This window comes from Thiohalobacter thiocyanaticus (assembly GCF_003932505.1).
GTDB lineage: Bacteria > Pseudomonadota > Gammaproteobacteria > Thiohalobacterales > Thiohalobacteraceae > Thiohalobacter > Thiohalobacter thiocyanaticus.
On sequence record NZ_QZMU01000002.1, the window covers coordinates 149,441 to 174,857 of the forward strand.

At 65.8% G+C, this 25,417-nt stretch carries 24 protein-coding genes and 2 pseudogenes; 14 read left to right on the top strand and 12 right to left on the bottom strand.

The annotated features are described in order from the left end of the window. Window positions 1-2 precede the first annotated feature (2 nt). The 8 genes from rseP to rpsB form a co-directional block, all read right to left on the bottom strand. A complete protein-coding gene (rseP, locus tag D6C00_RS14910; RefSeq protein WP_125182611.1) occupies window positions 3-1,367 on the bottom strand; it encodes an RIP metalloprotease RseP in 1,365 nt (454 codons plus the stop codon). Next, window positions 1,364-2,575 (bottom strand): 1-deoxy-D-xylulose-5-phosphate reductoisomerase, encoded by a 1,212-nt coding sequence (gene ispC / locus D6C00_RS14915; RefSeq protein WP_125182612.1) that lies wholly within the window; start codon window positions 2,573-2,575, stop codon window positions 1,364-1,366. The genes rseP and ispC overlap by 4 nt, the downstream gene beginning before the upstream one ends. Before the next feature lie 2 nt (window positions 2,576-2,577). Further along, window positions 2,578-3,393: a phosphatidate cytidylyltransferase gene (locus D6C00_RS14920; RefSeq protein ID WP_125182613.1), complete on the bottom strand. Its 816-nt coding sequence runs from the start codon at window positions 3,391-3,393 to the stop codon at window positions 2,578-2,580. Next, the gene (uppS, locus tag D6C00_RS14925) at window positions 3,386-4,153 is read right to left on the bottom strand and encodes a polyprenyl diphosphate synthase (RefSeq protein ID WP_125182614.1); all 768 of its coding nucleotides are present in this window, start codon (window positions 4,151-4,153) and stop codon (window positions 3,386-3,388) included. Before uppS ends, D6C00_RS14920 begins: the two co-directional genes overlap by 8 nt. 13 nt (window positions 4,154-4,166) lie before the next feature. Then, the gene (frr, locus tag D6C00_RS14930) at window positions 4,167-4,688 is read right to left on the bottom strand and encodes a ribosome recycling factor (RefSeq protein ID WP_241546961.1); all 522 of its coding nucleotides are present in this window, start codon (window positions 4,686-4,688) and stop codon (window positions 4,167-4,169) included. 58 nt (window positions 4,689-4,746) lie between these two features. Then, window positions 4,747-5,457, bottom strand: coding sequence for a UMP kinase (pyrH, locus tag D6C00_RS14935; RefSeq protein WP_125182616.1), 711 nt, complete (start codon window positions 5,455-5,457; stop codon window positions 4,747-4,749). Window positions 5,458-5,761: 304 nt separating this feature from the next. Beyond that, window positions 5,762-6,646 carry a translation elongation factor Ts gene (gene tsf / locus D6C00_RS14940; RefSeq protein ID WP_125182617.1) on the bottom strand — a complete coding sequence of 295 codons (885 nt, stop codon included), beginning with the start codon at window positions 6,644-6,646 and terminating at the stop codon, window positions 5,762-5,764. Between the two features lie 100 nt (window positions 6,647-6,746). Beyond that, complete coding sequence (gene rpsB, locus D6C00_RS14945) at window positions 6,747-7,508, bottom strand: 30S ribosomal protein S2 (protein WP_125182618.1); 762 nt, start codon at window positions 7,506-7,508, stop codon at window positions 6,747-6,749. Between the two features lie 228 nt (window positions 7,509-7,736). Between rpsB and map the strand changes: the two genes are divergently transcribed. The 5 genes from map to D6C00_RS14965 all read left to right on the top strand — a co-directional run bounded on the left by map (window position 7,737) and on the right by D6C00_RS14965 (window position 12,241). Next, the gene (map, locus tag D6C00_RS14950) at window positions 7,737-8,525 is read left to right on the top strand and encodes a type I methionyl aminopeptidase (protein WP_125182619.1); all 789 of its coding nucleotides are present in this window, start codon (window positions 7,737-7,739) and stop codon (window positions 8,523-8,525) included. Window positions 8,526-8,531: 6 nt separating this feature from the next. Then, a complete protein-coding gene (gene glnD / locus D6C00_RS16220; RefSeq protein WP_241546952.1) occupies window positions 8,532-10,265 on the top strand; it encodes a [protein-PII] uridylyltransferase in 1,734 nt (577 codons plus the stop codon). Beyond that, window positions 10,262-11,236, top strand: a complete 975-nt coding sequence (locus D6C00_RS16225) for an ACT domain-containing protein (protein WP_241546953.1) — start codon at window positions 10,262-10,264, stop codon at window positions 11,234-11,236. The genes glnD and D6C00_RS16225 overlap by 4 nt, the downstream gene beginning before the upstream one ends. Window positions 11,237-11,441: 205 nt before the next feature. Next, entirely contained in the window at window positions 11,442-11,804 is a 363-nt protein-coding gene (locus tag D6C00_RS14960) for a TusE/DsrC/DsvC family sulfur relay protein (RefSeq protein ID WP_125182620.1), read from the top strand. Between the two features lie 89 nt (window positions 11,805-11,893). Next, window positions 11,894-12,241: an SET domain-containing protein gene (locus D6C00_RS14965; RefSeq protein WP_125182621.1), complete on the top strand. Its 348-nt coding sequence runs from the start codon at window positions 11,894-11,896 to the stop codon at window positions 12,239-12,241. On the opposite strand, the gene D6C00_RS14970 is transcribed toward D6C00_RS14965, so the two are convergent. Further along, on the bottom strand, window positions 12,202-12,600 hold the full coding sequence (locus tag D6C00_RS14970; RefSeq protein WP_125182622.1) for a VOC family protein: 399 nt from the start codon (window positions 12,598-12,600) through the stop codon (window positions 12,202-12,204). The genes D6C00_RS14965 and D6C00_RS14970 overlap by 40 nt on opposite strands. A gap of 240 nt (window positions 12,601-12,840) precedes the next feature. After that, window positions 12,841-13,731, bottom strand: a complete 891-nt coding sequence (locus D6C00_RS14975; protein ID WP_206609623.1) for a DMT family transporter — start codon at window positions 13,729-13,731, stop codon at window positions 12,841-12,843. Between the two features lie 127 nt (window positions 13,732-13,858). On the opposite strand from D6C00_RS14975, the pseudogene dapC reads away from it, so the two are divergent. The 8 genes and pseudogenes from dapC to D6C00_RS15015 all read left to right on the top strand — a co-directional run bounded on the left by dapC (window position 13,859) and on the right by D6C00_RS15015 (window position 21,897). Continuing rightward, window positions 13,859-15,062, top strand: a pseudogene (dapC, locus tag D6C00_RS14980) (succinyldiaminopimelate transaminase). 15 nt (window positions 15,063-15,077) lie between these two features. Continuing rightward, window positions 15,078-15,899 carry a 2,3,4,5-tetrahydropyridine-2,6-dicarboxylate N-succinyltransferase gene (gene dapD / locus D6C00_RS14985; protein WP_125182623.1) on the top strand — a complete coding sequence of 274 codons (822 nt, stop codon included), beginning with the start codon at window positions 15,078-15,080 and terminating at the stop codon, window positions 15,897-15,899. Window positions 15,900-16,165: 266 nt separating this feature from the next. Further along, a pseudogene (locus D6C00_RS14990) lies at window positions 16,166-18,980 on the top strand (monovalent cation/H+ antiporter subunit A). After that, window positions 18,980-19,312, top strand: coding sequence for a Na+/H+ antiporter subunit C (locus D6C00_RS14995; protein WP_125182624.1), 333 nt, complete (start codon window positions 18,980-18,982; stop codon window positions 19,310-19,312). Before D6C00_RS14990 ends, D6C00_RS14995 begins: the two are co-directional and overlap by 1 nt. Beyond that, window positions 19,306-20,817 (top strand): monovalent cation/H+ antiporter subunit D, encoded by a 1,512-nt coding sequence (locus D6C00_RS15000; RefSeq protein WP_125182625.1) that lies wholly within the window; start codon window positions 19,306-19,308, stop codon window positions 20,815-20,817. Before D6C00_RS14995 ends, D6C00_RS15000 begins: the two co-directional genes overlap by 7 nt. Then, window positions 20,817-21,305 (top strand): Na+/H+ antiporter subunit E, encoded by a 489-nt coding sequence (locus D6C00_RS15005; protein WP_399361420.1) that lies wholly within the window; start codon window positions 20,817-20,819, stop codon window positions 21,303-21,305. Before D6C00_RS15000 ends, D6C00_RS15005 begins: the two co-directional genes overlap by 1 nt. Then, the gene (locus tag D6C00_RS15010) at window positions 21,302-21,571 is read left to right on the top strand and encodes a K+/H+ antiporter subunit F (protein ID WP_125182627.1); all 270 of its coding nucleotides are present in this window, start codon (window positions 21,302-21,304) and stop codon (window positions 21,569-21,571) included. The genes D6C00_RS15005 and D6C00_RS15010 overlap by 4 nt, the downstream gene beginning before the upstream one ends. A 5-nt stretch (window positions 21,572-21,576) precedes the next feature. Beyond that, window positions 21,577-21,897, top strand: coding sequence for a Na+/H+ antiporter subunit G (locus D6C00_RS15015; RefSeq protein WP_125182628.1), 321 nt, complete (start codon window positions 21,577-21,579; stop codon window positions 21,895-21,897). 127 nt (window positions 21,898-22,024) lie between these two features. Here D6C00_RS15015 and D6C00_RS15020 read toward each other — a convergent pair whose 3' ends face one another. Together D6C00_RS15020 and D6C00_RS15025 are read right to left on the bottom strand one after the other, a co-directional pair. Beyond that, the gene (locus tag D6C00_RS15020; protein ID WP_158675456.1) at window positions 22,025-22,459 is read right to left on the bottom strand and encodes a Crp/Fnr family transcriptional regulator; all 435 of its coding nucleotides are present in this window, start codon (window positions 22,457-22,459) and stop codon (window positions 22,025-22,027) included. Window positions 22,460-22,569: 110 nt separating this feature from the next. Beyond that, a complete protein-coding gene (locus D6C00_RS15025) occupies window positions 22,570-23,688 on the bottom strand; it encodes a PQQ-dependent sugar dehydrogenase (protein ID WP_125182630.1) in 1,119 nt (372 codons plus the stop codon). A gap of 359 nt (window positions 23,689-24,047) precedes the next feature. Between D6C00_RS15025 and chrA the strand changes: the two genes are divergently transcribed. Beyond that, window positions 24,048-25,394 carry a chromate efflux transporter gene (gene chrA, locus D6C00_RS15030; protein ID WP_125182631.1) on the top strand — a complete coding sequence of 449 codons (1,347 nt, stop codon included), beginning with the start codon at window positions 24,048-24,050 and terminating at the stop codon, window positions 25,392-25,394. The last annotated feature ends 23 nt before the right edge of the window (window positions 25,395-25,417 follow it).

The following is a 25,417-nucleotide window of genomic DNA, read 5'->3' on the forward strand; positions in this document are numbered from 1 at the left end:
CGTCAGCGCATCAGGCGGGCAAAGTCATTGAAGATGGCCAGCGTCATCAACGCCAGCAGCAGCGCCAGGCCGATACGCTGACCGAAGGCCTCGGTCTGTTCGGACACCGGCCGGCCCCGCAAAAGCTCAATAAGGTAATACATCAGGTGGCCGCCATCCAGTACCGGGATGGGCAGCAGATTGAGCACCCCCAGGCTGATGCTGACCAGCGCCAGCAACCCGACGAAGGCGGTCAGGCCGATACTGGCGGTCTGGCCGGCATACTGGGCGATGGTCAGCGGTCCGCTGATGTTCTCCACCGAGGCCTGGCCGATGAGCATCTTCCACAGGGTGCGCAGCATCAACACACTCATCTCGCCGGTACGCCCCAGGCTGCGGCCCACCGCTTCCAGCGGCCCGTAGCTGACAATGGTGCGCAGCTGCTCGCCGTAGCCGGGCGGGATCTCGGGTCCGGCGCCGATGCGCCCGATCACCGCGTCCTCGACCTGCTTGCGTTCCGGGATGAGCTTGACCTGCAGTCGCTCGCCGTCGCGCTCGATCAGGGTGTCAATGATCTTTGCCGGGCGGGCACTGACGAAATCCACCCACTCGGACCAGGTCCCGATGGACTCGCCGTTGGCCTCGACCACCCGGTCGCCCGGCTGCAGACCGGCACGCTCGGCCGGGCTGGCGGGCAGGATCTCGGCCATCACCGGCGGCAGTTCGGGCCGCCACGGCAGCAGCCCGAGTTTGTCGGTGATGTCGCCGCGGTCGAGCAGTCCCGGCTGCTGCGCCAGGTCCAGCGTAACGCTGCGGACAGCCCCGTCGGGCGCCTGCACGCGCAGGTTCAGCTGGCGCGCGTCCAGGGCGCCGTCGAGCAGCGCGATCATGGCCTCGTTCCAGGACGGGATCTCGCGGCCATCGATACTGAGCAGCTGGTCGCGCTGCACCAGTCCCGCCTCGGCGGCCGGCGAACCCGGCGGCGGGGTGTCGAGGACCGGCTTCAGGCCCGGCACGCCGGTCACGAACAGGAACCAGTAGGCAAGGATGGCGAACAGGAAATTGAACAGCGGACCGGCCGCCACCACGGCGATGCGGGCCAGCACCGGCTTGCGGTTGAAGGCGCGGTCCAGTTCCTGCTCGGGTACCGGTGCCTCGCGCTCGTCCAGCATCTTCACATAGCCGCCCAGCGGAATGGCGGCGATGACGAACTCGGTGCGGTCCGCGCCCCAGCGCCGCGACCAGATCGGCTTGCCGAAACCGATGGAGAAACGCAGGACCTTCACGCCCATGCGCCGTGCCACCCAGAAGTGGCCGAATTCGTGCACCGTCACCAGCAGGCCGATGGCGACAATGAAGGCGGCAATGGTGAACAGGATGCCGTTCATGAAACCGCCTGCCGGCGCCCGCGGGCGCACAGTTCACGGGCCGCTTCGCGGGCGCCGGCATCGGCCGCGAGCACGGCCTCCAGGCTGTCGGCCGGCTGCGGCGTGAGGCGCCCGAGCACGGCCTCGATCACCTCCGGGATAGCGGTGAAGGCCAGCCTTTCATCGAGAAAGGCCGCCACCGCGACCTCGTTGGCGGCGTTGAGGATGGCCGGTGCGGTACCGCCGGCGCGGATGGCCTCGTAGGCCAGGCGCAGGCAGGGAAAACGCACCAGATCCGGCGCCTCGAATTCGAGCCGCCCCACCCCGACCAGGTCCAGCGGCGCCACCCCCGAGGCGATGCGCCGCGGCCAGGCCAGGGCATGGGCGATGGGGGTGCGCATATCGGGATTGCCCAGCTGGGCCAGCACCGAGCCGTCATCGTAATCGACCAGGGAATGGATCACGCTCTGCGGATGCAGCACCACCTCGACCCGGTCGACATCGATGGCGAACAGCCAGCAGGCCTCGATGACCTCCAGGCCCTTGTTCATCATGGTGGCGGAGTCGACCGAGATCTTGCGTCCCATGTCCCAGTTCGGATGCGCGACCGCCTCGGCCGGGGTGACATCGGCCAGCTCGTCGAGGCTGCGGGTACGGAAGGGGCCGCCGGAGGCGGTTAGCAGGATACGGCGCACGCCCTGCGGCGACTGACCGGCGATGTAGCCGTCGGGCATGCACTGGAACACGGCGTTGTGTTCGGAATCGATGGGCAACAGGGTGGCATGGTGGCCGCGCACCTGGTCCATGAACAGGGCCCCGGACATGACCAGCGCTTCCTTGTTCGCCAGCAGCACTGTCTTGCCGGCCCCTGCCGCGGACAACGCCGGCGGCAGGCCGGCGGCGCCGACGATGGCGGCCATGACATAATCGACTTCAGCCAGCGTGGCGACCTGCACCAGACCGTCGTTGCCCGCCAGCACCCGGGTCTCGCTGCCGCCACGGCGCAGACCGGCCTCCAGGCGTTCGGCCGCCGCGGTATCGGCCATCACCGCCCATTCGGGCTGGTGGCGGTCGCAGATGCGCAGCATGCCCTCGACGTCGGTGTTGGCGGTGACGGCCATGAGCCGGTAGCGCTCGGGGTGCCGGGCCAGCACGTCGAGGGTGCTCAGGCCGATGGAGCCGGTCGCCCCGAGCAGGGTCACGCCCGTCTTGGTCTCGCTACTCGCCATCTTCAGTCCGGCATCAATCCGAGGTAGAGCAGCCCGCCGACGAATACCGGCGGCGCGGCCAGCAGGCTGTCGATACGATCCAGCACGCCGCCGTGGCCGGGGATGAGCCGGCCGCTGTCCTTGACCCCGACCTGGCGCTTGAGCGCGCTGATGAACAGATCACCCACAATGGACAGGGCCACGGCGACCAGGTTCAACAGCACGAACAGCAGTTGCTGGCGCCCCGACCAGGCCGGAACCAGGCTCACGGCCGTGGCCAGCAGGGTACAGGCCAGCAGAGCGCCGGCCACCCCTTCCCAGGTCTTGCCCGGGCTGATGCGCGGGGCCAGCTTGCGGCGACCGAAACGACGGCCGGAGAAATAGGCCGCGCTGTCGGCGACCCAGACCAGCACCAGCAGGTACAGCACCCAGTAGCCGCCCTGCCCCGTCCCGTGCAGCGCGATCAGGGCGATCCAGGCCGGCACCAACGCCGGGGCCGCGACCAGTCCCTTGACCAGCATCCGCCCGCGGCTCCAGTCGGCCCGGGTCAGCCAGGCCAGCGCCAGCAGCCACCAGACGACGCCGGCCAGCAGCAGCGGTTCGCGGGCAGTGACCGACCAGCCGCTGTCCCAGAGCGCATACAACAGCACCGCCGCCAGCAGGGCAAAGCCCAGCCGCAGAGGCAGCACCGGCAGCGGGATCAGACGTGCCCATTCCCAGGCCCCCAGTACCAACACGGCAGCAACAGCCGCGGCAAAGGTCGGGGTGGGCAGGGCAAGTACGCCCCAGACCACCAGTGGAACCAGCACCATGGCGGTGATCAGGCGCAGCCTAAGCACCCTGAATGCGCTCCACCTGCTCCCCGGTCTGACCGAAGCGACGCTGGCGCCCGGCGTACCAGGCCAGCGCATCCTCCAGGGCCTGGGCGTCGAAATCCGGCCACAGCAGGTCGGTGAAATAGAGTTCGGTGTAGGCCAGCTGCCAGAGCAGGTAGTTGCTGATGCGCTGCTCGCCGCCGGTGCGGATGAACAGGTCGGGTTCGGGCAGATCGGCCAGGGACAGGCCGCGAGCGAAGGCCTCGGCATCGATCTGCTCCGGCGCCAGGGTTCCGGCCTTGACCCGTTCGGCCAGATGACGGGCCGCCTCGACGATGTCCCAGCGCCCGCCGTAGTTGACGGCGATGACGAGCTGCATGCCGGGATTGTCGCGGGTGCGCTGCTCGGATTCCTCCATCAGCCGGCACAGCTTGGCAGAGAAGGCGCTGCGATCGCCGATGAAACGCACCCGCACGCCGTTGGCGTGCAGGTCCTCGATCTCCTTGCGCAGGGTGTTGATGAACAGATCCATCAACAGCTTCACCTCGGTCGGCGGCCGGCGCCAGTTCTCGCTGCTGAAGGCGAACAGGGTGAGTGCGGCAATGCCGCGCTTGCGGCAGGCCTCCACCGCCCGGCGCACGGCCTTGACCCCCTCGCGGTGGCCGGCCGGGCGCGGCATGCCGTGACGGCGCGCCCAGCGACCATTGCCGTCCATGATGATGGCAAGGTGCCGGGGCAGCTCTGCAGCGGTCGGCTTGGGGTCCAGGTGGCGGATATCGGTCATGACGTATGCGCGCTCAGATCTCCATCAGGTCCTTTTCCTTGGTGGCCAGAACCTCGTCGACCCTGGCCACGTACTGATCGGTGAGTTTCTGGATGGCCTCGCCGGCGCGCCGCTCCTCGTCCTCGGAAATTTCCTTGTCCTTGAGCAGTTCCTTGAAATCGTTCATGGCATCGCGGCGGATATTGCGGATCGCCACCTTGGCGCCCTCGGCCTCACTGCGCACCACCTTGATCAGGTCGCGGCGCCGTTCCTCGGTCAGCGCCGGCATCGGGATACGCATCACGGTGCCGGCCACGGCCGGGTTGAGGCCCAGATCGGATTCCAGGATCGCCTTCTCCACCTTGGACACCATCGGCTTCTCCCAGGGTGTGACCACCAGGGTGCGCGCGTCCTCCACATTGACGTTGGCCACCTGGTTGAGCGGCACCTCGCTGCCGTAGTACTCCACGGTGATGTGCTCGAGCAGGCTGGGATGGGCACGCCCGGTGCGGATCTTGGACATCTCGGTTTTCAGCGCCTCGACACTCTTGCCCATGCGGGTCTTGGCATCCTGGGTGATTTCATCGATCACGACGAGACTCCTCAGATTTGATTTATTCGACCCGGGTCCCGATCGCCTCGCCGGCAGCGGCGCGGCCCAGGTTGCCCGGTTCATGGATGTTGAACACCTGCAGTGGCAGCCCGTTTTCCCGACACAGGGCCAGCGCGGTGGTGTCCATGACCATCAGCCGGCGGCCGATGGCATCGTCATAGCTCAGTCGATCGAAGCGCTCGGCCTGCGGATTGCGCTTGGGATCGTCCGAGTACACGCCGTCAACCTGGGTGGCCTTGAACAGGATGTCCGCCTGGATCTCGATGGCGCGCAGGCTGGCAGCGGAATCGGTGGTGAAATAGGGATTGCCGGTGCCGCCGGCGAAGATCACGGCCCGCCCCTGCTCCAGGTGGCGGATGGCGCGGTCACGGTCGAAGGGCTCGCTCAGCGTGCCGACCGTGAAAGCCGTCATCAGCCGGGTCGGCGAACCCAGCCGGATCAGCGCGTCCTGCATGGCCAGCGAGTTCATGACCGTGGCCAGCATGCCCATCTGGTCCCCCTTGACCCGGTCCATGCCGGCGGCGGCCAGGCCCGCGCCGCGAAAGATGTTGCCGCCGCCGACGACCAGGCCGACCTGGACACCGGACTTGAGCAGGTCACTGATCTCGGCCGCGAACCGGTTCAGGGTCGCGGGGTCAATCCCCGACTCCATCGTGCCCATCAGGGCCTCGCCACTGAGCTTGAGCAGGATCCGCCGATAAGTATCAGGCATAAAAATCTTCTTTATCAGAATATTAAAAGGAAAACCTGATTTATCACATCAGGGATATCCGGGCATTTCGTCATTGTAAACGAAGCGTGGCAATCTCGTGATGCGTGCTTATCCGGCGCGAGATTGCCGCGGCGCTATGCGCCTCGCAATGACGGAAACAGCTGTCCTGTACCGTCCTCTGAATGACTCCCCGCCGGGCAGCGCTATTGTCGGTCTTTTCGCGCTGAAATGCCATGCATGCAATGGGGCCGCAGTGCGGCCCCATTGCAGTGCCTGACAGCGGCCGGACCGGGCCGCCCTGTGGTTATTCGCCGCGCACCTGCGCCATGACCTCGTCGGCGAAGTTCTCCTGCTTCTTCTCGATACCCTCGCCGAGTTCCATGCGGTTGAAGCCGAGCACCCGGGTACCGGCCTGTTCCAGCAGCTTGCCGACGCTGGTGTCCGGATCCTTGACGAAGGGCTGGCCCAGCAGGGTGATCTCCTTGAGGTACTTGTTGATGCGACCCTGGACCATCTTCTCGACGATCTCGGCCGGCTTGCCGCTCTCGGCGGCCTGGGCCTCGATGATCTCGCGCTCCTTGGTCAGCATCTCGGCCGGGACATCGTTCTCGTCGACGGCGGCCGGGCGGCTGGCGGCCACGTGCATGGCCAGGTCCCTGGCCAGATCCGGATTGGCATCGGCCAGTTCGACCAGCACACCGATCCGGGTACCGTGCAGATAGGCGCCCAGGTAGCCGTCGGTGGAAACGGACACGAAACGGCGTACATTGATGTTCTCGCCCAGTTTGGCGACCAGTTCCTTGCGCGCCTCCTCGATGCTCTGCTCACCGCCATCCTGCAGCGGCATGGCCAGCAGGGCGTCGAGATCCGCCGGCTGGCTGGCCAGCACGCGCCTGGCGACCTGTTCGGCGAACTCGCGGAATTCGTCCTTCTTGGCGACGAAGTCGGTCTCGCTGTTGACCTCGACCAGGACGGCCTGTTTGCCGTCCTCGCTGGACTCGATCACGATCAGGCCTTCCGCCGCCACCCGGCCGGCCTTCTTGTCGGCCTTGGCCAGCCCGGACTTGCGCAGAACCTCGATGGCGGCGTCCATGTCGCCGCCGGCCTCGGTCAGCGCCTTCTTGCATTCCATCATGCCGGAACCGGTGCGCTCGCGAAGCTCTTTCACTTGTGCCGCAGTGATTGCCATGGAGTTACTCCTGAAAACTCTGGATTCGCCCGCCGTCGGCGGGTCTCTGTATCACGCGGGCCGGAACCGGCCGGCCCGCAACCGTTCTGGGCGCGGGGCCTCAGGCCTTGGCTTCGGCGCCTTCCCCGCCGGCCTCGTCGACCTCGACGAAGTCGTCCTCGCCCTCGGGAATGCGTACGGCGGTGCCGCGGCCGGCGAGCACGGCATCGGCCGCGCCCTGGACGTAAAGCCGGATGGCACGAATGGCGTCGTCATTGCCGGGGATGACATAGTCGATGCCGTTGGTGGAGTTATTGGTATCCACCACGCCGACCACCGGTACGCCCAGCTTCTGCGCCTCGCTGACGGCGATCTTCTCGTGGCCGACATCGATGACGAACATGGCATCCGGGATGCCCCGCATGTCCTTGATGCCACCCAGGCTGCGCTCGAGCTTTTCCATCTCGCGGCGCAGCATCAGGGCCTCCTTCTTGCCGACCTGCTCGAAGGTGCCGTCGGTGGCCATGGCCTCGAGTTCCTTCAGGCGGCGGATGGACTGGCGTACGGTCTTGTAGTTGGTGAGCATGCCGCCGAGCCAGCGGTGACTGACATAGGGCATGCCGCAGCGCTGTGCCTCCTCGGCGATGGCGTCACGGGCCGAGCGCTTGGTGCCGACGAACAGGATGGTGCCGCCCTTGGCCGCAAGGCTGCCGAGGTAGTTCATCGCGTCGTTGTACAGCGGGAGGGTCTTTTCCAGGTTGATGATGTGGATCTTGCTGCGTTCACCGAAGATGAACGGCGCCATTTTGGGGTTCCAGAAGCGGGTCTGATGCCCGAAGTGCACGCCGGCTTCCAGCATCTGGCGCATGGTAACGTCTGCCATGAGATTTTCCTCTCGGGTTGGGCCTCCACACTCCCCATACAGCAACCCTTTTCATCCGGGCACCCCGCTGTATGTGTCGGAGTATGTGTGGTTTTTGGGATCGAGATTCGCCCTCACTCTGTGGGGGCGGTGCTTAACAAGCGCGACTTTATACCATAAACTGCCGGACTCAACAATCTTCCCCGTCGCCTCCCTGACCCGGCGCAATCAAATAATTCAGGATCTTACATGGCCGTTACCATCAAAACCCCGGACGAAGTCGAAAAAATGCGCATTGCCGGCCGCCTGGCCGCGGACGTGCTGCAGATGATCCGCCCCCATGTGAAGGCCGGCGTGACCACGGGCGAATTGGACCGTATCTGCCACGACTACATCGTCAACGAGCAGCAGGCCATACCGGCACCGCTGAACTACCGCGGTTTTCCCAAGTCCATCTGCACCTCCATCAATCACCAGATCTGTCACGGCATTCCCGGGGACAAGAAGCTCAAGAACGGCGACATCCTCAATATCGACATTACCGTGATCAAGGACGGCTTCCACGGCGACACCAGCCGCATGTTCAGTATCGGTGAACCGAGCGTACAGGCCGGGCGCCTGATCCGGATCTGCTACGACGCCATGCGTACCGGCATCGAGATGGTCAGACCCGGCGTGCAGCTGGGCGATATCGGCCATGCCATCCAGACCTTCGTCGAATCCAACAACTACTCGGTGGTGCGCGAATACTGCGGGCACGGCATCGGGCGCGAATTCCACGAGGACCCGCAGGTACTGCACTACGGCCGCCCCGGTACCGGGCTGGAGCTGCGGCCCGGGATGATCTTCACCATCGAGCCCATGGTCAACGCCGGCAAGCGTCACACCAAGATGCTGCCCGACAACTGGACCGTGGTGACCAAGGACCACAGCCTGTCGGCGCAGTGGGAACACACCGTGCTGGTGACCGAGGACGGCTTCGAGGTGCTGACCCTGCATCCGTCCGAGTCGCTGGACACCATGCCGGAATATCCCTGACACGGGATGACCGCTCCCGAACCCCGCATCCAGTTTCCCGATCGTCCGGCACTGCCGGACATCCTGGATACGTCGGCGCTCGACAGCCGTCTTGCCGGGTCCGCCCAGCCGATGGCCGTGCTGCGCGAGACGCTCAGGCAGGGCGACGCCACCCTGCGCCGGCATTTCGAGGCAGGGGCGCCGGCCCCGGAGCTGGTCTACGGCCGCTGCTGGCTGCTTGACCAGCTGCTGCGCCGGGCCTGGGCCCTGTACTTCGATCCCCAGGCCAATGACATCTCCCTGATCGCGGTGGGCGGCTACGGCCGTGCCGAGCTGCTGCCGGGCTCGGACATCGACCTGCTGGTGCTGCTCGCCGAGGGCGCCGAGGCCGATCATGCCGAAGCCATCCGCGAATTCCTGGCCAGTCTCTGGGACATGGGCGTGGAGGTCGGGCACAGTGTGCGCACCATTCAGGAATGCGTGGAACACGGCCGGGCCGACATCACCATTGCCACCAACCTGCTGGAGGCACGCCACCTGACCGGCTCGCACGCCCTGTATGAGCAGATGCGCGAACGCACCGGACCGGAGTACATGTGGAGCGGACGCGACTTCTTCGATGCCAAGCTCAAGGAGCAGGACGTGCGGCATCACAAATACCACGACACGGCCTACAACCTGGAACCCAACATCAAGGAAAACCCCGGCGGACTGCGCGACATCCAGATGATCGGCTGGATCGCCAAGCGCCACTACGGCGTGCTGACCCTGCACGGTCTGGTCGAGCACGGCTTTCTCACCGAACATGAATACGAGACCCTGGTCGAGGGCCAGTCCTATCTCTGGCGCATCCGCTTCGCCCTGCACACCCTCACCCGCCGGCGCGAGGACCGGCTGCTGTTCGATTACCAGCGCACCCTGGCCGTCCAGCTCGGCTATCAGGCCGGGGACTCGCCGAACCTGTCGGTCGAATTGTTCATGAAGGATTACTACCGCACGGTGTTCGAGCTCAACCGGCTCAACGAAATGCTGCTGCAGCTGTTCAAGGAACAGATCCTCTATGCCGACGATTCCGCCGACCCGGTGGTCATCAACAAGCGTTTCCAGTCCCGCAAGGGTTTCATCGAGGTGGCTCACCCGAATGTCTTCAGGCGTTACCCTTTCGCGCTGCTGGAGATCTTCCTGGTCATGGCCCAGCACCCGAATCTCAAGGGCGTGCGCGCCTCCACCATCCGCCTGATCCGCGACCACCGCCACCTGATCGACGAGGATTTCCGCAACGACCTGCGCAGCCGCGCCCTGTTCATGGAGATCATCCGCCAGCCGCACGGCGTAACCCACGAGCTGCGGCGGATGAACCGTTACGGCATCCTCGCCGCCTACCTGCCGGTGTTCGGCAGGATCGTCGGCCAGATGCAGTACGACCTGTTCCACGCCTTCACTGTCGATGAACACACCCTGTTCGTGGTGCGCAACATCCGCCGCCTGACGGTGCCGGAATTCGCCCATGAGCTGCCGTTCGCCAGCGAGCTGATCAGAAAGATCCCCAAGCAGGAGCTGCTGATCCTGGCCGCACTGTTCCATGACATCGCCAAGGGCCGCGGCGGTGACCACTCCGAACTCGGGGCCGACGAGGCCCGCGCCTTCTGCCAGCACCACGGGCTGAGCCGCTACGACTCGGAACTGGTGGCCTGGCTGGTACAGAATCACCTGCTGATGTCCCACCCGCCCAGCGCCGCGACATCAGCGACCCGGCCGTGATCAACGAGTTCGCCCAGGCCGTGGGCAGCCGCATGCGCCTGAACTACCTCTATCTTCTGACCGTGGCCGACATCCGCGCCACCAATCAGGAACTGTGGAACTCGTGGAAGGCGGCGCTGCTCAACGAACTCTACAATGTCACCAGCCAGGCCCTGCGCCGGGGGCTGGAGAACCCGCTGGACCAGGCCGAACTGGTGGCCGTGACCCGGCACCGGGCCCGCGACCGACTGCTCGAGGACGGTTTCGATCCGGACCAGCTCGAGCCGCTGTGGGACAACTTCACCGAGGAGTACTTCCTGCGCCACTCGCCCGATGAGATCGTCTGGCAGACCCACGCCATCCTCGAACGCGACGACCCGCGTGCCCCGCTGATTGCCCTGCGCCCCAGTCCCGAGCGCGGCGGCACCGAGATCTTCGTCTACATGCCGACCGACCCGGGCCTGTTCGAACGCATCACCGCCATGCTGGATCAGATGGGCCTGGACGTCATGGATGCACGCATCCTCACCTCCGAGGATCACTATGCGCTGGACAGCTACGTGGTGCTGGACGACCAGGGCCTGGCGATCGAGGATCCGGCCCGCATCCGCGAGATCCGCCAGGCCCTGATCCGGGGCCTGGCCAAGCCGCATGGCGAGGCCACCCGCGTGACCCGGCGGCCGCCGCGCCAGTTCCGGCATTTCGAAATCCGCACCTCGATCGAGTTCAAGCAGGACGAACCCAACCAGCGCACCATCATGGAACTGATCACCGGCGACCGGCCGGGACTGCTGTCGGCCGTGGCACGCGCCTTCACCCATTGCGACGTCAACATCCGCAACGCCCGCATCGCCACCTTCGGCGCCCGCGCCGAGGACGTTTTCTACATCACCGACCACGACCATCACCCGATCCACGACCAGGCGGTGCTGGACTGCCTGCGCGAGCACATCGTCGATGAGTTGGATTCAGAAAAAGGCGCCAGGCTCTAGGGCCGAGGAAAAAAACCGGAACAGTTCAGTAGGTCGGGTTAGCGCAGCGTAACCCGACATGCTCCGGTGTCGGATTACGGCCTTCGGCCTAATCCGACCTGCGAGACTCGGCCCTGGAACCTGGAACCTGGAACCTAGAACCTAGAACCTCATTTCATTTACACTACACTCAAGGTAACGCAATCAGAAGGAAGGGAGATCGAACATGTCCAAGCCCCCGCTGTATGAAACCCCGGACAAGCCCGTCATGGCCGACCCCAGCGATCCCATGTCGGATCTGGAGGAATGGTCGGAATCCCGCGCCCACGTGCTGGCCACCGAGGAAGGCATCACCCTGAGCGACGAACACATGGCGCTGCTGCACGGCCTGCGTGAACTGTATCGCAAAAATCCCCATTTCCATGCCCGCGAGGCACTGGAATGCATGGAGGACCGCACCGCGGCCAACGGCGGCAAGAAGCACCTGTACGAGCTGTTCCCCAAGGGCCCGGTGCGTCAGGCCTGCAAGATCGCCGGTCTGCCGGTGCCGGCCGACGCCAAGAATGAGTCCTTCGGCAGCGTGATGTAACCCTTCCCCGGGCCAGGCATCCTGCACTGGCACCTACGGGTGCCGGGATGTCGCGGCGCGGCCCGCCCCACCTGACATCCACAAAAACCATGCAGTTGAAAAACAAGCTTATCAACCGGCGCTGTTTCGTCGCCGCCTCACCCCTTCATGGCAAGGGCCTGTTCGCCAGGGCCTTCATCCCCGAAGACAGCTACCTGGGCACCTACATCGGACCGGCGGCGAGCCGCAACGGCCCGCATGTGCTGTGGGTAACGGATGAAAACGGCGTGCGCCGGGCGCGTGACGGCAAGAACTTCCTGCGCTATCTCAATCACAGCACCGAGCCCAATGCCGTGTTCGACGGCTTCGACCTGTTCGCCCTGCGCGACATCCGGCCGCGCGAGGAGATCACCATCGATTACGGCGAGGAACCCGATCCCGACGACTGCCCGGGCTGACCGATCAGTTCGACGGCATTGCCGTCGGGATCGCGGCAGAAGGCCGCCGCGCGGCCGGAACGGCTGCGGCTCACGGCCACGCCGGCCGCCTCCAGCCGCGCCAGCACCCTTTCCAGGTCACTCACCGCCAGCGCCAGATGGCGGTCGCGGCCGCCGTGCGCCGGCCGGTTCTCCACCGGATCGGGATTGGGCAGTTCCAGCAGATGGATCTGGGCTGCACCCACGTCCAGCCAGGCGCCCGGGTAGCCCAGATCGGGGCGGTCGGGGTTGACCGGCAGATCCAGCAGATCGCGATAGAATCCCAGCGCCCGCGCCGTGTCGGCGACGATGACGCTGACGTGGTGTAGTTGGGCTGTCATGCCGGTCTTCCTCCCTGGGTGGGATAACGCACAGGGCGCGGAGGCGCAAAGGAAAAAGATTAAAATTTACGTTACAACATCGTCATTGCGAGCGTAGCGTGGCAATCTCGTGATGCAGCAGGGCCGGTTGGAGATTGCCACGGCGCTACGCGCCTCGCAATGACGGGGTAGCCTGATGTTTATTGAATTTCTTTGCGCCTCCGCGCCTCTGCGCCCTCTGCGTTCCCATCACCAATCTGGTCAATCCACCTCACCCTGCTTCCGCGCCGCGTGCGCGGAGACATAGGCCGCGGCCACGATCAGGGCCCCGCCGACCCACTCCTGGGCCTTGACCAGTTCGTGCGCCAGCAGGTAGGAAGACACCGCCCCGGCCACCAGTTCGAACAACAGGATCACCGCCGAGCGGTGGATGGGCAGATGGCTCACGCCGTACTGGACGGTCACGGTCATGATGATAATGCCGAAGACACCCAGCCCGACCGCGCCCAGCCAGACGCCGCCGGAAACCGCCGCCGGCACCGCCTGCCCGCTCAGCCCCAGCATGAACAGGGCAATCACCAGCACCCCGACCCAGCTGACACTGGTCCGGGTCCAGATCGAGACCGCCTGCATGCGCCGGATCATGACATTGCTGAGCGCAAAGCCGAACCCGGCGGAGACTGCCAGCCAGTCCCCCGCCCCCTGTGGCCAGGGCAGGCCCAGGGCCGGATTCCACAACATGATCAGGGCCCCGGCCAGCGCCATGGCGAATACCAACCTGGCCTCCCGGCTCAACCGCTCGTCCAGGATCAGACGCGCCAGGATCACCGACCACAGCGGCGAAAGATAGAACAGCAGCAGCACCCGCATCACCGGGCCCTCGATCACCGCCAGCACGAAGGCCACGTTGCACCAGCCATTGGCCAGCGCCATCACCACCAGGGCCTTCGGGTCGCGGCGCAGCTCATCGCCGTGGCGCCACAGCAGCACCAGCCCCGGCAGCATGGCGGTAGTGTAGGCGACCAGGATGCTCCACAGGCCGTGCAGGCCGCCGCCTTCCAGCAGCCGCAGGGGATACCAGACGGTGCCCCACATGCAGGCGGCCAACAGCAGGCTCAGAATAGGCAGCAGAGTCGAGTCGCGGTGTGTCACGGGATGGTGGATGACGTATAATATTCAGCTGTTTTGTCGGGAACCGCCCGGGCGCCTGCCCTGCCGGCGCGCGGCCGGCACACCATAACACGCCGACCGGCGTCAGGCATCGCACACGTCATTACACATGAATCCGGATCTGGAACGGCTGCAGCCCTACCCCTTCGAACGCCTGGCCAGGCTCAAGGCCGACTGCGTGCCACCGGAGGACAGGGCCCATATCGATCTGTCCATCGGCGAGCCCAAGCATGCCGCGCCGCACTTCGTCGCCGAGGCCCTGATCAGCCATCTGCACGGCCTGTCCCACTATCCGGTCACCCGCGGCCAGCCCGAACTGCGCAGCCATCGCCGATTGGCTGACGCGGCGTTTCGAACTGCCCGTCGACAGCCTGGATCCGCAGACCATGGTGCTGCCGGTCAACGGCACGCGCGAGGCCCTGTTCGCGCTTGCCCAGGCGGTGGTGGACCGCAGCGCGGCCCGACCGCGGGTACTGATGCCCAATCCCTTCTATCAGATCTACGAGGGCGCGGCCCTGCTGGCCGGCGCCGAGCCGGTCTTTCTCAACACGACCCGGGACAGCGGCTATCTGCCCGACTTCGACCGGGTGCCGGAAACGGTCTGGGACGACTGCCAGCTGCTGTACCTGTGCTCGCCCGGCAACCCCACCGGAACCGTGCTCGACATCCCCACGCTGCAGCGGCTGATCGAACTGGCCGAGCGGCATGATTTCATCATCGCCGCCGATGAATGCTACTCCGAGATCTATTCCGACGAGACCGCACCGCCGCCGGGCCTGCTGCAGGCCGCCGCGGCCATGGGCCGCGCCGACTACCGCCGCTGCGTGGTGTTTCACAGCCTGTCCAAGCGCTCCAACCTGCCGGGGCTGCGCTCGGGCTTCGTCGCCGGCGATCCACAAGTACTGCAGGCCTTCTTCCGTTACCGCACCTACCACGGCTGCGCCATGCCGCCGGCAACCCAGGCGGCCAGCCGCCTGGCCTGGCAGGACGAGGTCCATGTGCGCGACAACCGCGAGTTGTACCGGCAGAAATTCACGGCCGTGACCGACATCCTGCAGCCGGTAATCGACGTCGCCCCGCCGCAGGCCGGCTTCTATCTGTGGCCACGCACCCCGATCGCGGATACCGACTTCGCCCGCGGCCTGTTCGCCGAGGAACATGTCACCGTACTGCCCGGCAGTTTTCTTTCCCGTGACACCGACAGCGGCAACCCCGGCGCCGACCATGTGCGCATGGCCCTGGTCGCGCCGCTGGAGGACTGCATCGAGGCCGCCCGGCGCATCCGGAATTACATTGAACGCATCAACGCATAAGAGGACAACACCATCATGAGCGAAATCCAGAGCATCATCGAGGAGGCCTTCGAGCGCCGCGCCGACATCAACCCGCGCAATGTCGAGACCCTGGTCAAGGAGGCGGTGCTGGAAGCCATCGGCATGCTGGACTCGGGCCAAGCCCGGGTGGCCGAGAAGATCGATGGCGGCTGGGTGGTGCACGACTGGCTGAAGAAGGCGGTGCTGCTGTCCTTCCGCATCGAGGACAACGCCTTCATCAAGGGCGGCTTCACCAATTACTATGACAAGGTGCCGTCCAAGTATGCCGACTACAACTCGCGCGCCTTCCGCGAGGACGGCGTGCGGGTGGTGCCGCCGGCCACCGCCAGGCGCGGCAGCTACATCGCCCCGGGCGTAGTCCTGATGCCTTCGTATGTGAACATCGGCGCCTATGTGGATTCCGGCACCATGGTCGATACCTGGGCCACCGTGGGCTCCTGCGCACAGATCGGGAAGAACGTGCACCTGTCCGGCGGTGTGGGCATCGGGGGCGTGCTGGAGCCCATCCAGGCCGCGCCCACCATCATCGAGGACAACTGCTTCATCGGCGCGCGGTCCGAGGTCGTCGAGGGCGTGATCGTCGAGGAAGGCTCGGTCATCTCCATGGGCGTGTACATCGGCCAGAGCACGAAGATCTATGACCGCGAGACCGGAGAGGTCCTCTACGGCCGGGTGCCGGCCGGCTCGGTGGTGGTGTCCGGCAACCTGCCCTCGAAGGACGGTACCTACAGCCTGTACTGCGCCGTGATCGTGAAGAAGGTCGACGAGAAGACCCGCGGCAAGGTGGGGATCAACGAGCTGTTGCGGGATATATGACATCAGGTACCAGGCTCTAGGTGCCAGGGCCGAGGTATAGTACCGTAGGTCGGGTTAGCCCGAAGGGCGTAACCCGACCTGCCAGTCCGAAACCTAATATCCAGGGAACCTCTGATTAAATACGTCATTGCGAGGAGCGCAGCGACGTGGCAATCTCCAACCGGTTGATTCTGCATTACGAGATTGCCACGCTTCGTTTATGCCCTTCGGGTACTCGCAATGACGGATATTTTGTAATTAATCAGAGGTTCCCCGGAACCTGATCAATGGCCGACAACCTCTTCACCCTTATCCTGACCGTATTCGTCGGCGCGATCCTGGCCGGCTGGGCCTCGCGCTTCGGACGGCTGCACGCGGCCTGGGTTGCGGGGGTCACGGTCCTGTTCGCGCTGGGTCAGCTGCTGGAACCGATGCAGGCGGTGTTCGCCGGCGAGACGCTGACCAGCCGCACGGCCTGGATTCCCACCGCGGGGCTCGATCTCAGCTTCCGGCTGGACGGGCTGGGACTGCTGTTCGCCCTGCTGATCCTGGGCATCGGTCTGCTGATCGTCCTCTACGCCCGTTACTATCTGTCGCCGCGCGACTGCATGGGGCGCTTCTACAGCTATCTGCTGATGTTCATGGGCGCGATGCTGGGCGTCGCGCTGTCAGAGAACATCATCCAGCTGCTGGTGTTCTGGGAGCTGACCAGCCTGACCTCCTTCCTGCTGATCAGCTACTGGCAGGAGCGGCCGGAGGCGCGCCAGGGCGCGCGCATGGCACTGGCCATCACCGGCGGGGGTGGCCTGGCCATGCTCGGCGGTTTCATCCTGCTGGGTGAGATCGCGGGCAGCTACGAGCTGTCGGTGATCCTGGCTTCCGGCGACACCATCCGTGCCCATCCGCTGTATCTGCCCATGCTGGTGCTGGTGCTGCTCGGCGCCTTCACCAAATCGGCCCAGTTCCCCTTCCATTTCTGGCTGCCCAATGCCATGGCCGCGCCCACGCCGGTGTCGGCCTATCTGCATTCGGCCACCATGGTCAAGGCCGGAGTGTTCCTGCTGGCACGCCTGTTCCCGGCCCTGTCGGGCACGCCGGAATGGGCCTGGCTGGTCGGCGGCGCCGGGCTGGCCACCCTGTTGATCGGCGCCGTATTCGCCCTGTTCAAGCATGATCTGAAGGGCCTGCTGGCCTACTCCACCATCAGCCACCTGGGCCTGATCACCCTGCTGTTCGGTATCGGCACGCCGCTGGCGGCCGTTGCCGGCGTCTTCCACATCATCAATCATGCCATCTTCAAGGCCTCGCTGTTCATGGCCGCCGGCATCATCGACCACGAGACCGGCAGCCGCGACATGCGCCGCCTCAACGGCCTGTGGAAATACATGCCGCACACCGCCCTGCTGGCCATGGTCGCGGCCGCCTCCATGGCCGGGGTGCCGCTGCTCAACGGCTTCCTGTCCAAGGAGATGTTCTTCGCCGAGGCGTTCAGCGCCAGCACCCACCTGCAGCTCGGCTGGCTGCTGCCGGCGCTGGTCACCCTGGCCGGCGTGTTCGCCGTGGCCTATTCATTCCGCTTCATCCACGACGTTTTCTTCAACGGCGAGCCCATCGACCTGCCGAAGGTGCCGCACGAGCCGCCGCGCTGGATGAAGGTACCGGTGGAGATGCTGGTCGCCCTGTGCCTGCTGGTCGGCATCCTACCCTCCCTGACCGTGGAGCCCATCCTGGAACTGGCCGCCGGCGGCGTGCTGCAGACTGCGCCCCCGACCTTCGATCTGGCTATCTGGCACGGCCTGAGTCCGGCGCTGCTGATGAGTGTGGTCGCACTGGTCGGCGGCGGGCTGGTCTATGCGGCGCGCTATCCGCTGTTCCGACTGCATGATCGCTGCGAGCCCTACTGCCAGGCGAAATCCGTATTCGACGCCCTGATGGCCGGCCTGTTCGCGGGCGCGGGATGGCTGACCCGGACCCTGAACAGCGGCTCGCTGCCGCGCATGCTGGCCCTGTTCGTGACCTTTGCCGCCCTACTGGGACTGGCCGGCTATCTCGGCGGCGGCGGGCCGCTGACCGGCAGCCGCGCGACCCTGCCGGTGGACGGCATCAGCCTGCTCGCCGCCGCCGGCCTGATCGCGGCTGCGCTGGCCACGGTCATTCTGCATCGCCAACGCCTGGTGGCCCTGGTGCTGATCGGGGTTGTGGGTCTGGTGGTCTCGCTTATCTTCATCAAGTTCTCCGGTCCCGATCTGGCGCTGACCCAGCTGTCAGTGGAGGTTGTCACCATCGTGCTGCTGCTGCTGGCACTCTACTTCCTGCCCCAGGAGGCGCCGGCGGACTCCTCCGGCCTGCGGCGCAGCCGCGATGCCGTCCTGGCCGTGGCGGCCGGCACCGGTACCGGGCTACTGGCCTGGGCGGTGCTGACCCGGCCGCTGGAGAGCATCTCGGATTACTTCCTAGCCAACAGCGTGCCGGGCGGTGGCGGCCACAACGTGGTCAACGTGATCCTGGTGGACTTCCGCGGCTTCGACACCCTGGGCGAGATCACGGTGCTGGGCATCGCCGCGCTCGGCATCTATGCCATGCTGGAGCACCTGTTCCTGCCCGGCCCGGCCTATGACAGCCGCGGCCGGCCCTGGAACTGGGACATGCACCCGGCGGTGATGGCCTCGCTGACCCGATTGCTGCCGCTGCGCGCTGCTGGTCTCGGCCTTCATCTTCCTGCGCGGCCACAACATGCCCGGCGGCGGCTTCATCGCCGGACTGATCACCGCCGTGGCCATCATCATGCAGTACCTGGCCAACGGCGTGGAATGGACCCAGTCACGGCTGCCGGCCAACATGCACCCGCTGGTCGGGCTGGGCCTGCTGGTGGCCACTGCCACCGGCCTGGTGAGCCTGGTCTACGGCTACCCCTTCCTTACCTCGGCCTTCACCCACCTGCACTGGCCGGTGGTCGGGGACTTCGAAATCGCCTCGGCCATCGCCTTCGACCTCGGGGTATACATGGTGGTGGTGGGCGCGACCCTGCTCATCCTCATCCACCTGGGACTGATGCACAGCGCCAGCCACACGCCGCGCTCGGCCGCGGGAGACTATCGCTGATGGAGGCACTGGTCGCTGTCATCATCGGGGTACTGACCGCCTGCGGGGTGTATCTCAGCCTGCGCCGGCGCAGCTTTCCGGTGGTGCTGGGCATCACCCTGCTGTCCTATGCCGTGAACCTGTTCCTGTTCGCCATGGGCCGACTCACCATCGGCCAGCCGGCCGTCATCGATGACGCCGCCACGGGCTATGCCGACCCGCTGCCGCAGGCACTGGTGCTGACCGCCATCGTCATCAGCTTCGCCATGACCGCCTTCGTCATCATGCTCGCGCTCAAGGCCCGCGCCGAGCTGGGCGATGACCGGGTCGACGGGGACGGACCCTCATGCTGAACCATCTGGTGATCGCCCCGGTACTGCTGCCGCTGCTGGCCGGCATCGGTCTGCTGCTGCTGCGGCCGTTGCCCATCGGCTGGCGTCGGGTGCTGAGTATTCTCGCGGTACTGGCCCAGGTCGGGCTGGCGCTGCTGCTGTTCACGCGTGTCGCTGACGGCGGCATCTTCACCTATGCCCTGGGCGACTGGCCCGCGCCCTACGGCATCGTACTGGTGGCCGACCGGCTGGCTGCGGGCATGCTGCTGATCACCGCCCTGCTGGCCCTGTTCGCCCTGCTCTACGCGGCTCGGGGCACCGACCTGGAGGGCCGGCATTTCCATGTACTGTTCCAGCTGCAGCTGTTCGGCCTGAACGGGGCCTTCCTCACCGGCGACCTGTTCAACCTGTTCGTCTTCTTCGAGATCCTGCTGCTGGCCTCCTACGGTCTGCTGCTGCATGGCGGCGGCGCGGCACGCACCCGCGCCGGGCTGCACTTCGTGGTCATCAACCTGGCCGGCTCCACCCTGTTCCTGTTCGCCGTCGGTACCCTCTACGGCGTGCTCGGCACGCTCAACATGGCCGATCTGGCCCGGCGCATGGCGCAGGTCGGCCCCGCCGAGCTGGGCCTGGTGCAGGCCGCCGGGCTGCTGCTGTTCGGGGTGTTCGCGCTCAAGGCCGCACTGGTGCCCCTGTATCTGTGGCTGCCCGCCGCCTATGCCGGCACCAGCGCGCCGGTCGCGGCCCTGTTCGCCGTCATGACCAAGGTCGGGGTCTACAGCATCCTGCGCCTGGATACCCTGATCTTCGGAGGGCTGGCCGGTGACAGCGCCCACCTGCTGGGCGACTGGCTGCTGCCGCTGGCCCTGATCACGCTCGCCCTCGGCATGGCCGGCGTCGTGGCCAGCACCGGCCTGCGCCGCCAGACCGCCTATCTGGTCATCGCCTCGGTCGGCACCCTGCTCACCGCCGCCGGACTGGGCACGGCCGGGGGCCTGGCCGCCGGACTCTATTATCTGCCGCACACCACCTTCGCCGCCGGCGCCCTGTTCCTGCTGACCGACGGCATCGCCTACCGCCGTGGCGAGCTCACCGACCGCTTCCAGCCGGACGGGGCGATGAGCCATCCGCGTCTGCTGGGCACCCTGTTCTTCATCACCGCCGTGCTGATCGCCGGCCTGCCGCCGCTGTCGGGCTTTCTGGCCAAGTTCCTCATTCTGCGCGCGGCCCTGCCGCATCCGGATCTGGCCTGGGTGATGGCGGTGGTGCTGGTGACCAGCCTGCTGGCGGTGATCGCCCTGGCCCGCAGCGGCAGCATACTGTTCTACCGCGCCCGCGTGGTCGCCGCACCCGCCGGTGAACGTCTGTTGCCGGAACTGGCGCCGACCACCGCCCTGCTGCTGCTGTGCCTGGGGCTGGCGGTCTGGGCCGGGCCGGTACACGAGTTCACCCTGAACACGGCCGAGCAGCTGTATCAGCCTCAGCGCTACATCGACGCCGTCCTGGATCGGGAGATGAAACCGTGATCCAGCGCCTGCTGCCGCATCCCCTGCTCACCCCGATCCTGGCCCTGGTCTGGATGCTGCTGGCCAACGAGTTCAGCGCCGGTCACGCGGTGCTGGGGCTGGTGCTGGGCTGGGCCATTCCGGTCTTCACCCTGCGTTTCTGGCCGGAGCCGACCCGCATCCATCGGCCGCTGACCCTGCTGCGTTTCATCGTCGTGGTGTTGTTCGATATCCTCATCGCCAACCTGGCCGTTGCGAAGCTGATCGTCAGCCGTCCCCGCCGCCTGCAGCCGGCCTTCGTGGAAATACCCCTGGCGGTGCGCTCGGACCTGGCCATCAGCCTGCTGGCGAACACCATCTCGCTCACACCCGGGACGGTCTCGGCCGAGCTGTCACCGGAGCGCGACCGGCTGCTGGTCCACGCCCTGCACGTCACCGATACCGAGGCCCTGGTGGCGACCATCAAATCGCGCTATGAGGCACCGCTGAAGGAGGTCTTCGAGGAATGATCGATACCGCGCTCACCATCGCCTTCACCCTGGTCGGGCTGGCCGTGGCGCTGAGCTTCTGGCGCCTGCTGCGCGGCCCGGACGCGCCGGACCGGATCCTGGCCCTGGACACCCTGTACGTGAACACCATCGCCCTGCTGGTGCTGTTCGGGATCCAGATCGACAGCAACCTCTATTTCGAGGCGGCGCTGCTGATCGCCCTGATGGGCTTCGTGGGAACGGTCGCGTTGTGCAAGTACCTGCTGCGCGGCGACATCATCGAGTGAATCTTATGCTGGAATACCTGCTTGCATTCCTGATCATCGCCGGCGGCGCCTTCACCTTTATCGGCTCGCTGGGCCTGGCACGGCTGCGGGATTTCTACAGCCGCCTGCACGGCCCGACCAAGGCCACCACCCTGGGCGTGGGCTGCGTGCTGATCGCCTCGGCGGTGTATTTCAGTCGGGGTGAGGCTGCCAGTTTCCACGAGATCCTGATCACCCTGTTCCTGTTCATCACCGCGCCGGTCAGCGCCCACCTGATGGCCAAGGCTGCGCTGCATCTGAAGCTGGCTTCGTTGGCAGAACGACCGGAGCCCCGCGAGCGGGACTGAAACAGCCCCGCAGGTCGGGTCAGCGTAGCGTAACCCGACACCCATGGCATGTTGGGTTACGGTGCAATGCACCGGACCCAACCTACCTCCAGTTCATGCAATGATTGGATAAAGAGAGAAACCTGATCTACAGGTCGGAGAGCTGATTGGAGGTCCGGCGCAGGTTGTAGCTGACGGTCCTGGCCAGGTGGCGCAGGATCTTCACGCCGACATGCGGTTCGGCCGCGATGATGGCATCCAGGCCCTGGCGGTCCAGCACCGTGACCGATGCGGCCGATTTTGCCCGGATGGTGGCGGAACGCGGCAGGCCGTCGAGCAGCGCCATTTCGCCGATGGCAGTACCCGCACTGAAACGCGAAACGATCTTCTCGTTATTGTTGAAATCCTTCTTGACCGCCTCGAGCTGACCGTCCGTGACGAAGGCGGCGAAGTCACTCTGGTCGCCTTCGGCAAACAGGACATCCCCGGCATCCAGTTCGATGGTGCCGATATAGGAATCGATCTTCTTCAGATCGTCATCGTCGAGCGCCCGGAACAGTGGCGTGTGTTCGGTGCCATCCACGGCGGTACCCTCCTTGTGAATCAGTCGGCCTCTGAGCGATCAACGGTTATAGCGGCCGCGGGGCGGCGTTTCTGAAGACCTGCGCCGGGAGAGCATTGGAGTTGCTGGGATCAGGGCCGGAGTCGGTAGATCCGGCCGCTGTCGGTGGCGAGATAGATCCAGCCCTCGCGACTTTCGGCCAGGCTGCGGATGCGCTCGTCAAGGTCCTCCAGCAGCCGCGCCTCAGCGACGGCATTGCCATCGGCGTCCAGCATTACCCGATTGAGGTGGCGCAGCTTCAGGGCACCGGAGAACAGGTCACCCTGCCAGTCCGGGAAGGCGCGGCCGGAATACAGCAGCAGACTGCCGGGGGCGATGGAGGGGATGTAGACCTTGACCGGATCCTCCATGCCGGGCTTCGATGTCGCCTCGCCGACATCGACCGGGCCCCAGTATTCCTTGCCGTGGGAGACCACCGGCCAGCCGTAGTTGCCGCCGCGTTTGATCAGGTTGATCTCGTCGCCGCCGCGCGGGCCGTGCTCGATCATCCACAGGCGTTCATGTTCGGTGTCATAGACCAGGCCCTGCGGATTGCGGTGGCCGTAACTCCAGATCTCCGGCAGGACGTCCTCGCGGCCGATGAAGGGATTGTCCTCTGGCACAGCGCCGTCGAGTTTGAGGCGCAGCACGCTGCCGGCGTGGGTGGTGCGGTCCTGACCGTTGGGCCGTACGCCGCGGTCGCCGATGCCGAAGAACAGATGGCCCTTGCCATCGAAGGCGATGCGGCTGCCGAAGTGGCGGGTGGTGTCGCTGCGCGACTGGGTAACGATCAGCTCCTGCCAGTCCTCCAGGCGCTCGCCGTCCAGGCGCGCCCGCGCCAGGGTGGTCGCGCCCTGGTCCTCGACCGGCTTGGCGTAGGTGAAATAGATCCACCCGGTCTCGGCATGGTCCGGCGGCAGCGCAATGTCCAGCAGTCCGCCCTGCCCCTCGGCATAGACCTCGGGCACGCCGTCGACATAGCGTACCTCGCCGCTGTCCAAGTCGAGTCGGCCGACCCGGCCCGCGCGCTCGGTAAAGAGCAGGGTGTCGGCATCCTGAAAGACCATGCCCCAGGGTACGCCCAGGCCTTCAGCGACCTGTTCCAGGCGCCAGTCGCTGTCGGTGGCAGCGTTCAGGTGGGCGGCGGCCAGCAGCCAGCCACTCAGGATCAGCAGCAGAAGACGGATAGGACGGACGGAATCAGGCAGCATGCGTATACTCCCCAGGCCAGGGTTGTCGGCAGACAGGTTTCCTGTTAGCGAGAATAGCATTCAACGGGATGGCAGCGGAAGTAAGCCCGTATCGGAACCTGTATACCCAGGAGTCAGGACATGAGGCTACACGAAAATCACCACATATTCCGTCATCCCTGTACCGGCCTGCGCCGGCGCAGGCTCCGGCCGGTATCCAGACACCGCTGCGGTCACTGGATTCCCGCCTCCGCGGGAATGACGGTGTAGCCAACGCTTCCAAGCGCTGAGTGATTTCTCATGGTTGTTGCAGCCGATCTTACTCAAGTGCACTATTGTTCGACTTCGGCCCTGTGCAGAGAAGAACGACGCCCGCATCCATGGACAGCCCGTCAGGACAGCATTCATCTCAAGACATCGCACTCCGTGAGGCCTTCCGTACCTGGCTGCGGGTGGCGCTGTACAGCTTCGGCGGTCCTGCGGCTCAGATATCTGTTATGCATCGCATCCTGGTGGACGAAAAGCAATGGATCAGCGAAAACCGCTTCCTGCATGCCCTGAACTACTGCATGCTGCTGCCCGGCCCCGAGGCCCAGCAGCTGGCCACCTACATCGGCTGGCTGCTGCACCGCACCCTGGGCGGATTGATGGCGGGCATCCTGTTCGTACTGCCCGGCTTTATCGCCATCCTGGCGCTGAGCGTCCTTTATTCCGGCTTCAGCGGTGTGGGCTGGGTGGAGGCGCTGTTCTTCGGGCTGAAACCCGCGGTGCTCGCCATCGTGCTGCAGGCGCTGTTCCGGGTTGCCGGACGCGCGCTCAGGAACCGGGCGATGTACGCCCTGGCCGGGCTCGCCTTCGTGGCCATCTTCTTCTTCAACGTGCCCTTCCCGGCCATCATCGTGAGCGCCGCCCTGGTGGGTTATCTGGGGGGCCGCCTGCGTCCCGATCTGTTCCATGTCATCCGGGGCCCGGAGGTCGACGAGCCCGAGCCCGCGGCCCACACCCGGCCCTCGCTGGGCCGCGCCGTCAAGGTCAGTGTGATCTTTCTGAGCCTGTGGTTCGTGCCGTTGATCATCCTCGCCGGCTTGCTCGGCCCCGACAGCGTCTATGTGCAGGAAGGCGTCTTCTTCAGCAAGGCGGCGGTGGTCACCTTCGGCGGCGCCTACGCGGTGCTCGCCTACATCGCCCAGCAGGCAGTGGATGTCTACGGCTGGCTAAAGCCCGGTGAGATGCTCGACGGCCTGGGCATGGCCGAGACCACGCCCGGACCGCTGATCCAGGTGGTGCAGTTCGTCGGTTTCATGGGCGCCTACCGCCATGCCGGGGCACTGGATCCGATGACCGCCGGGATACTGGCATCGTTTCTGGTCACCTGGGTGACCTTTGTCCCCTGCTTTCTGTGGATCTTTCTCGGCGCGCCCTATGTCGAGGCACTGCGCGGCAACCAGGCGCTGTCCACCGCTCTGTCCGGCATCACTGCCGCCGTGGTGGGTGTGATCCTGAATCTGGCCCTGTGGTTCGGGCTGCATACCCTGTTCGCCAATGTGCAGGACAAACAGCTCGGCTATCTGCATCTGGCCCTGCCCGAGTGGGCGACGCTCGACCCGGCGGCGCTGGCGCTGAGCATGCTCGCGGTCATCGCCCTGTTCCGGCTGCGCTGGCCCATGCTGCGCACCCTGTTCAGCATCACCCTGCTGGGGATGGCCTACCGACTGCTGGTGGGCTGACAAGATCAGCATAACCGGCTACC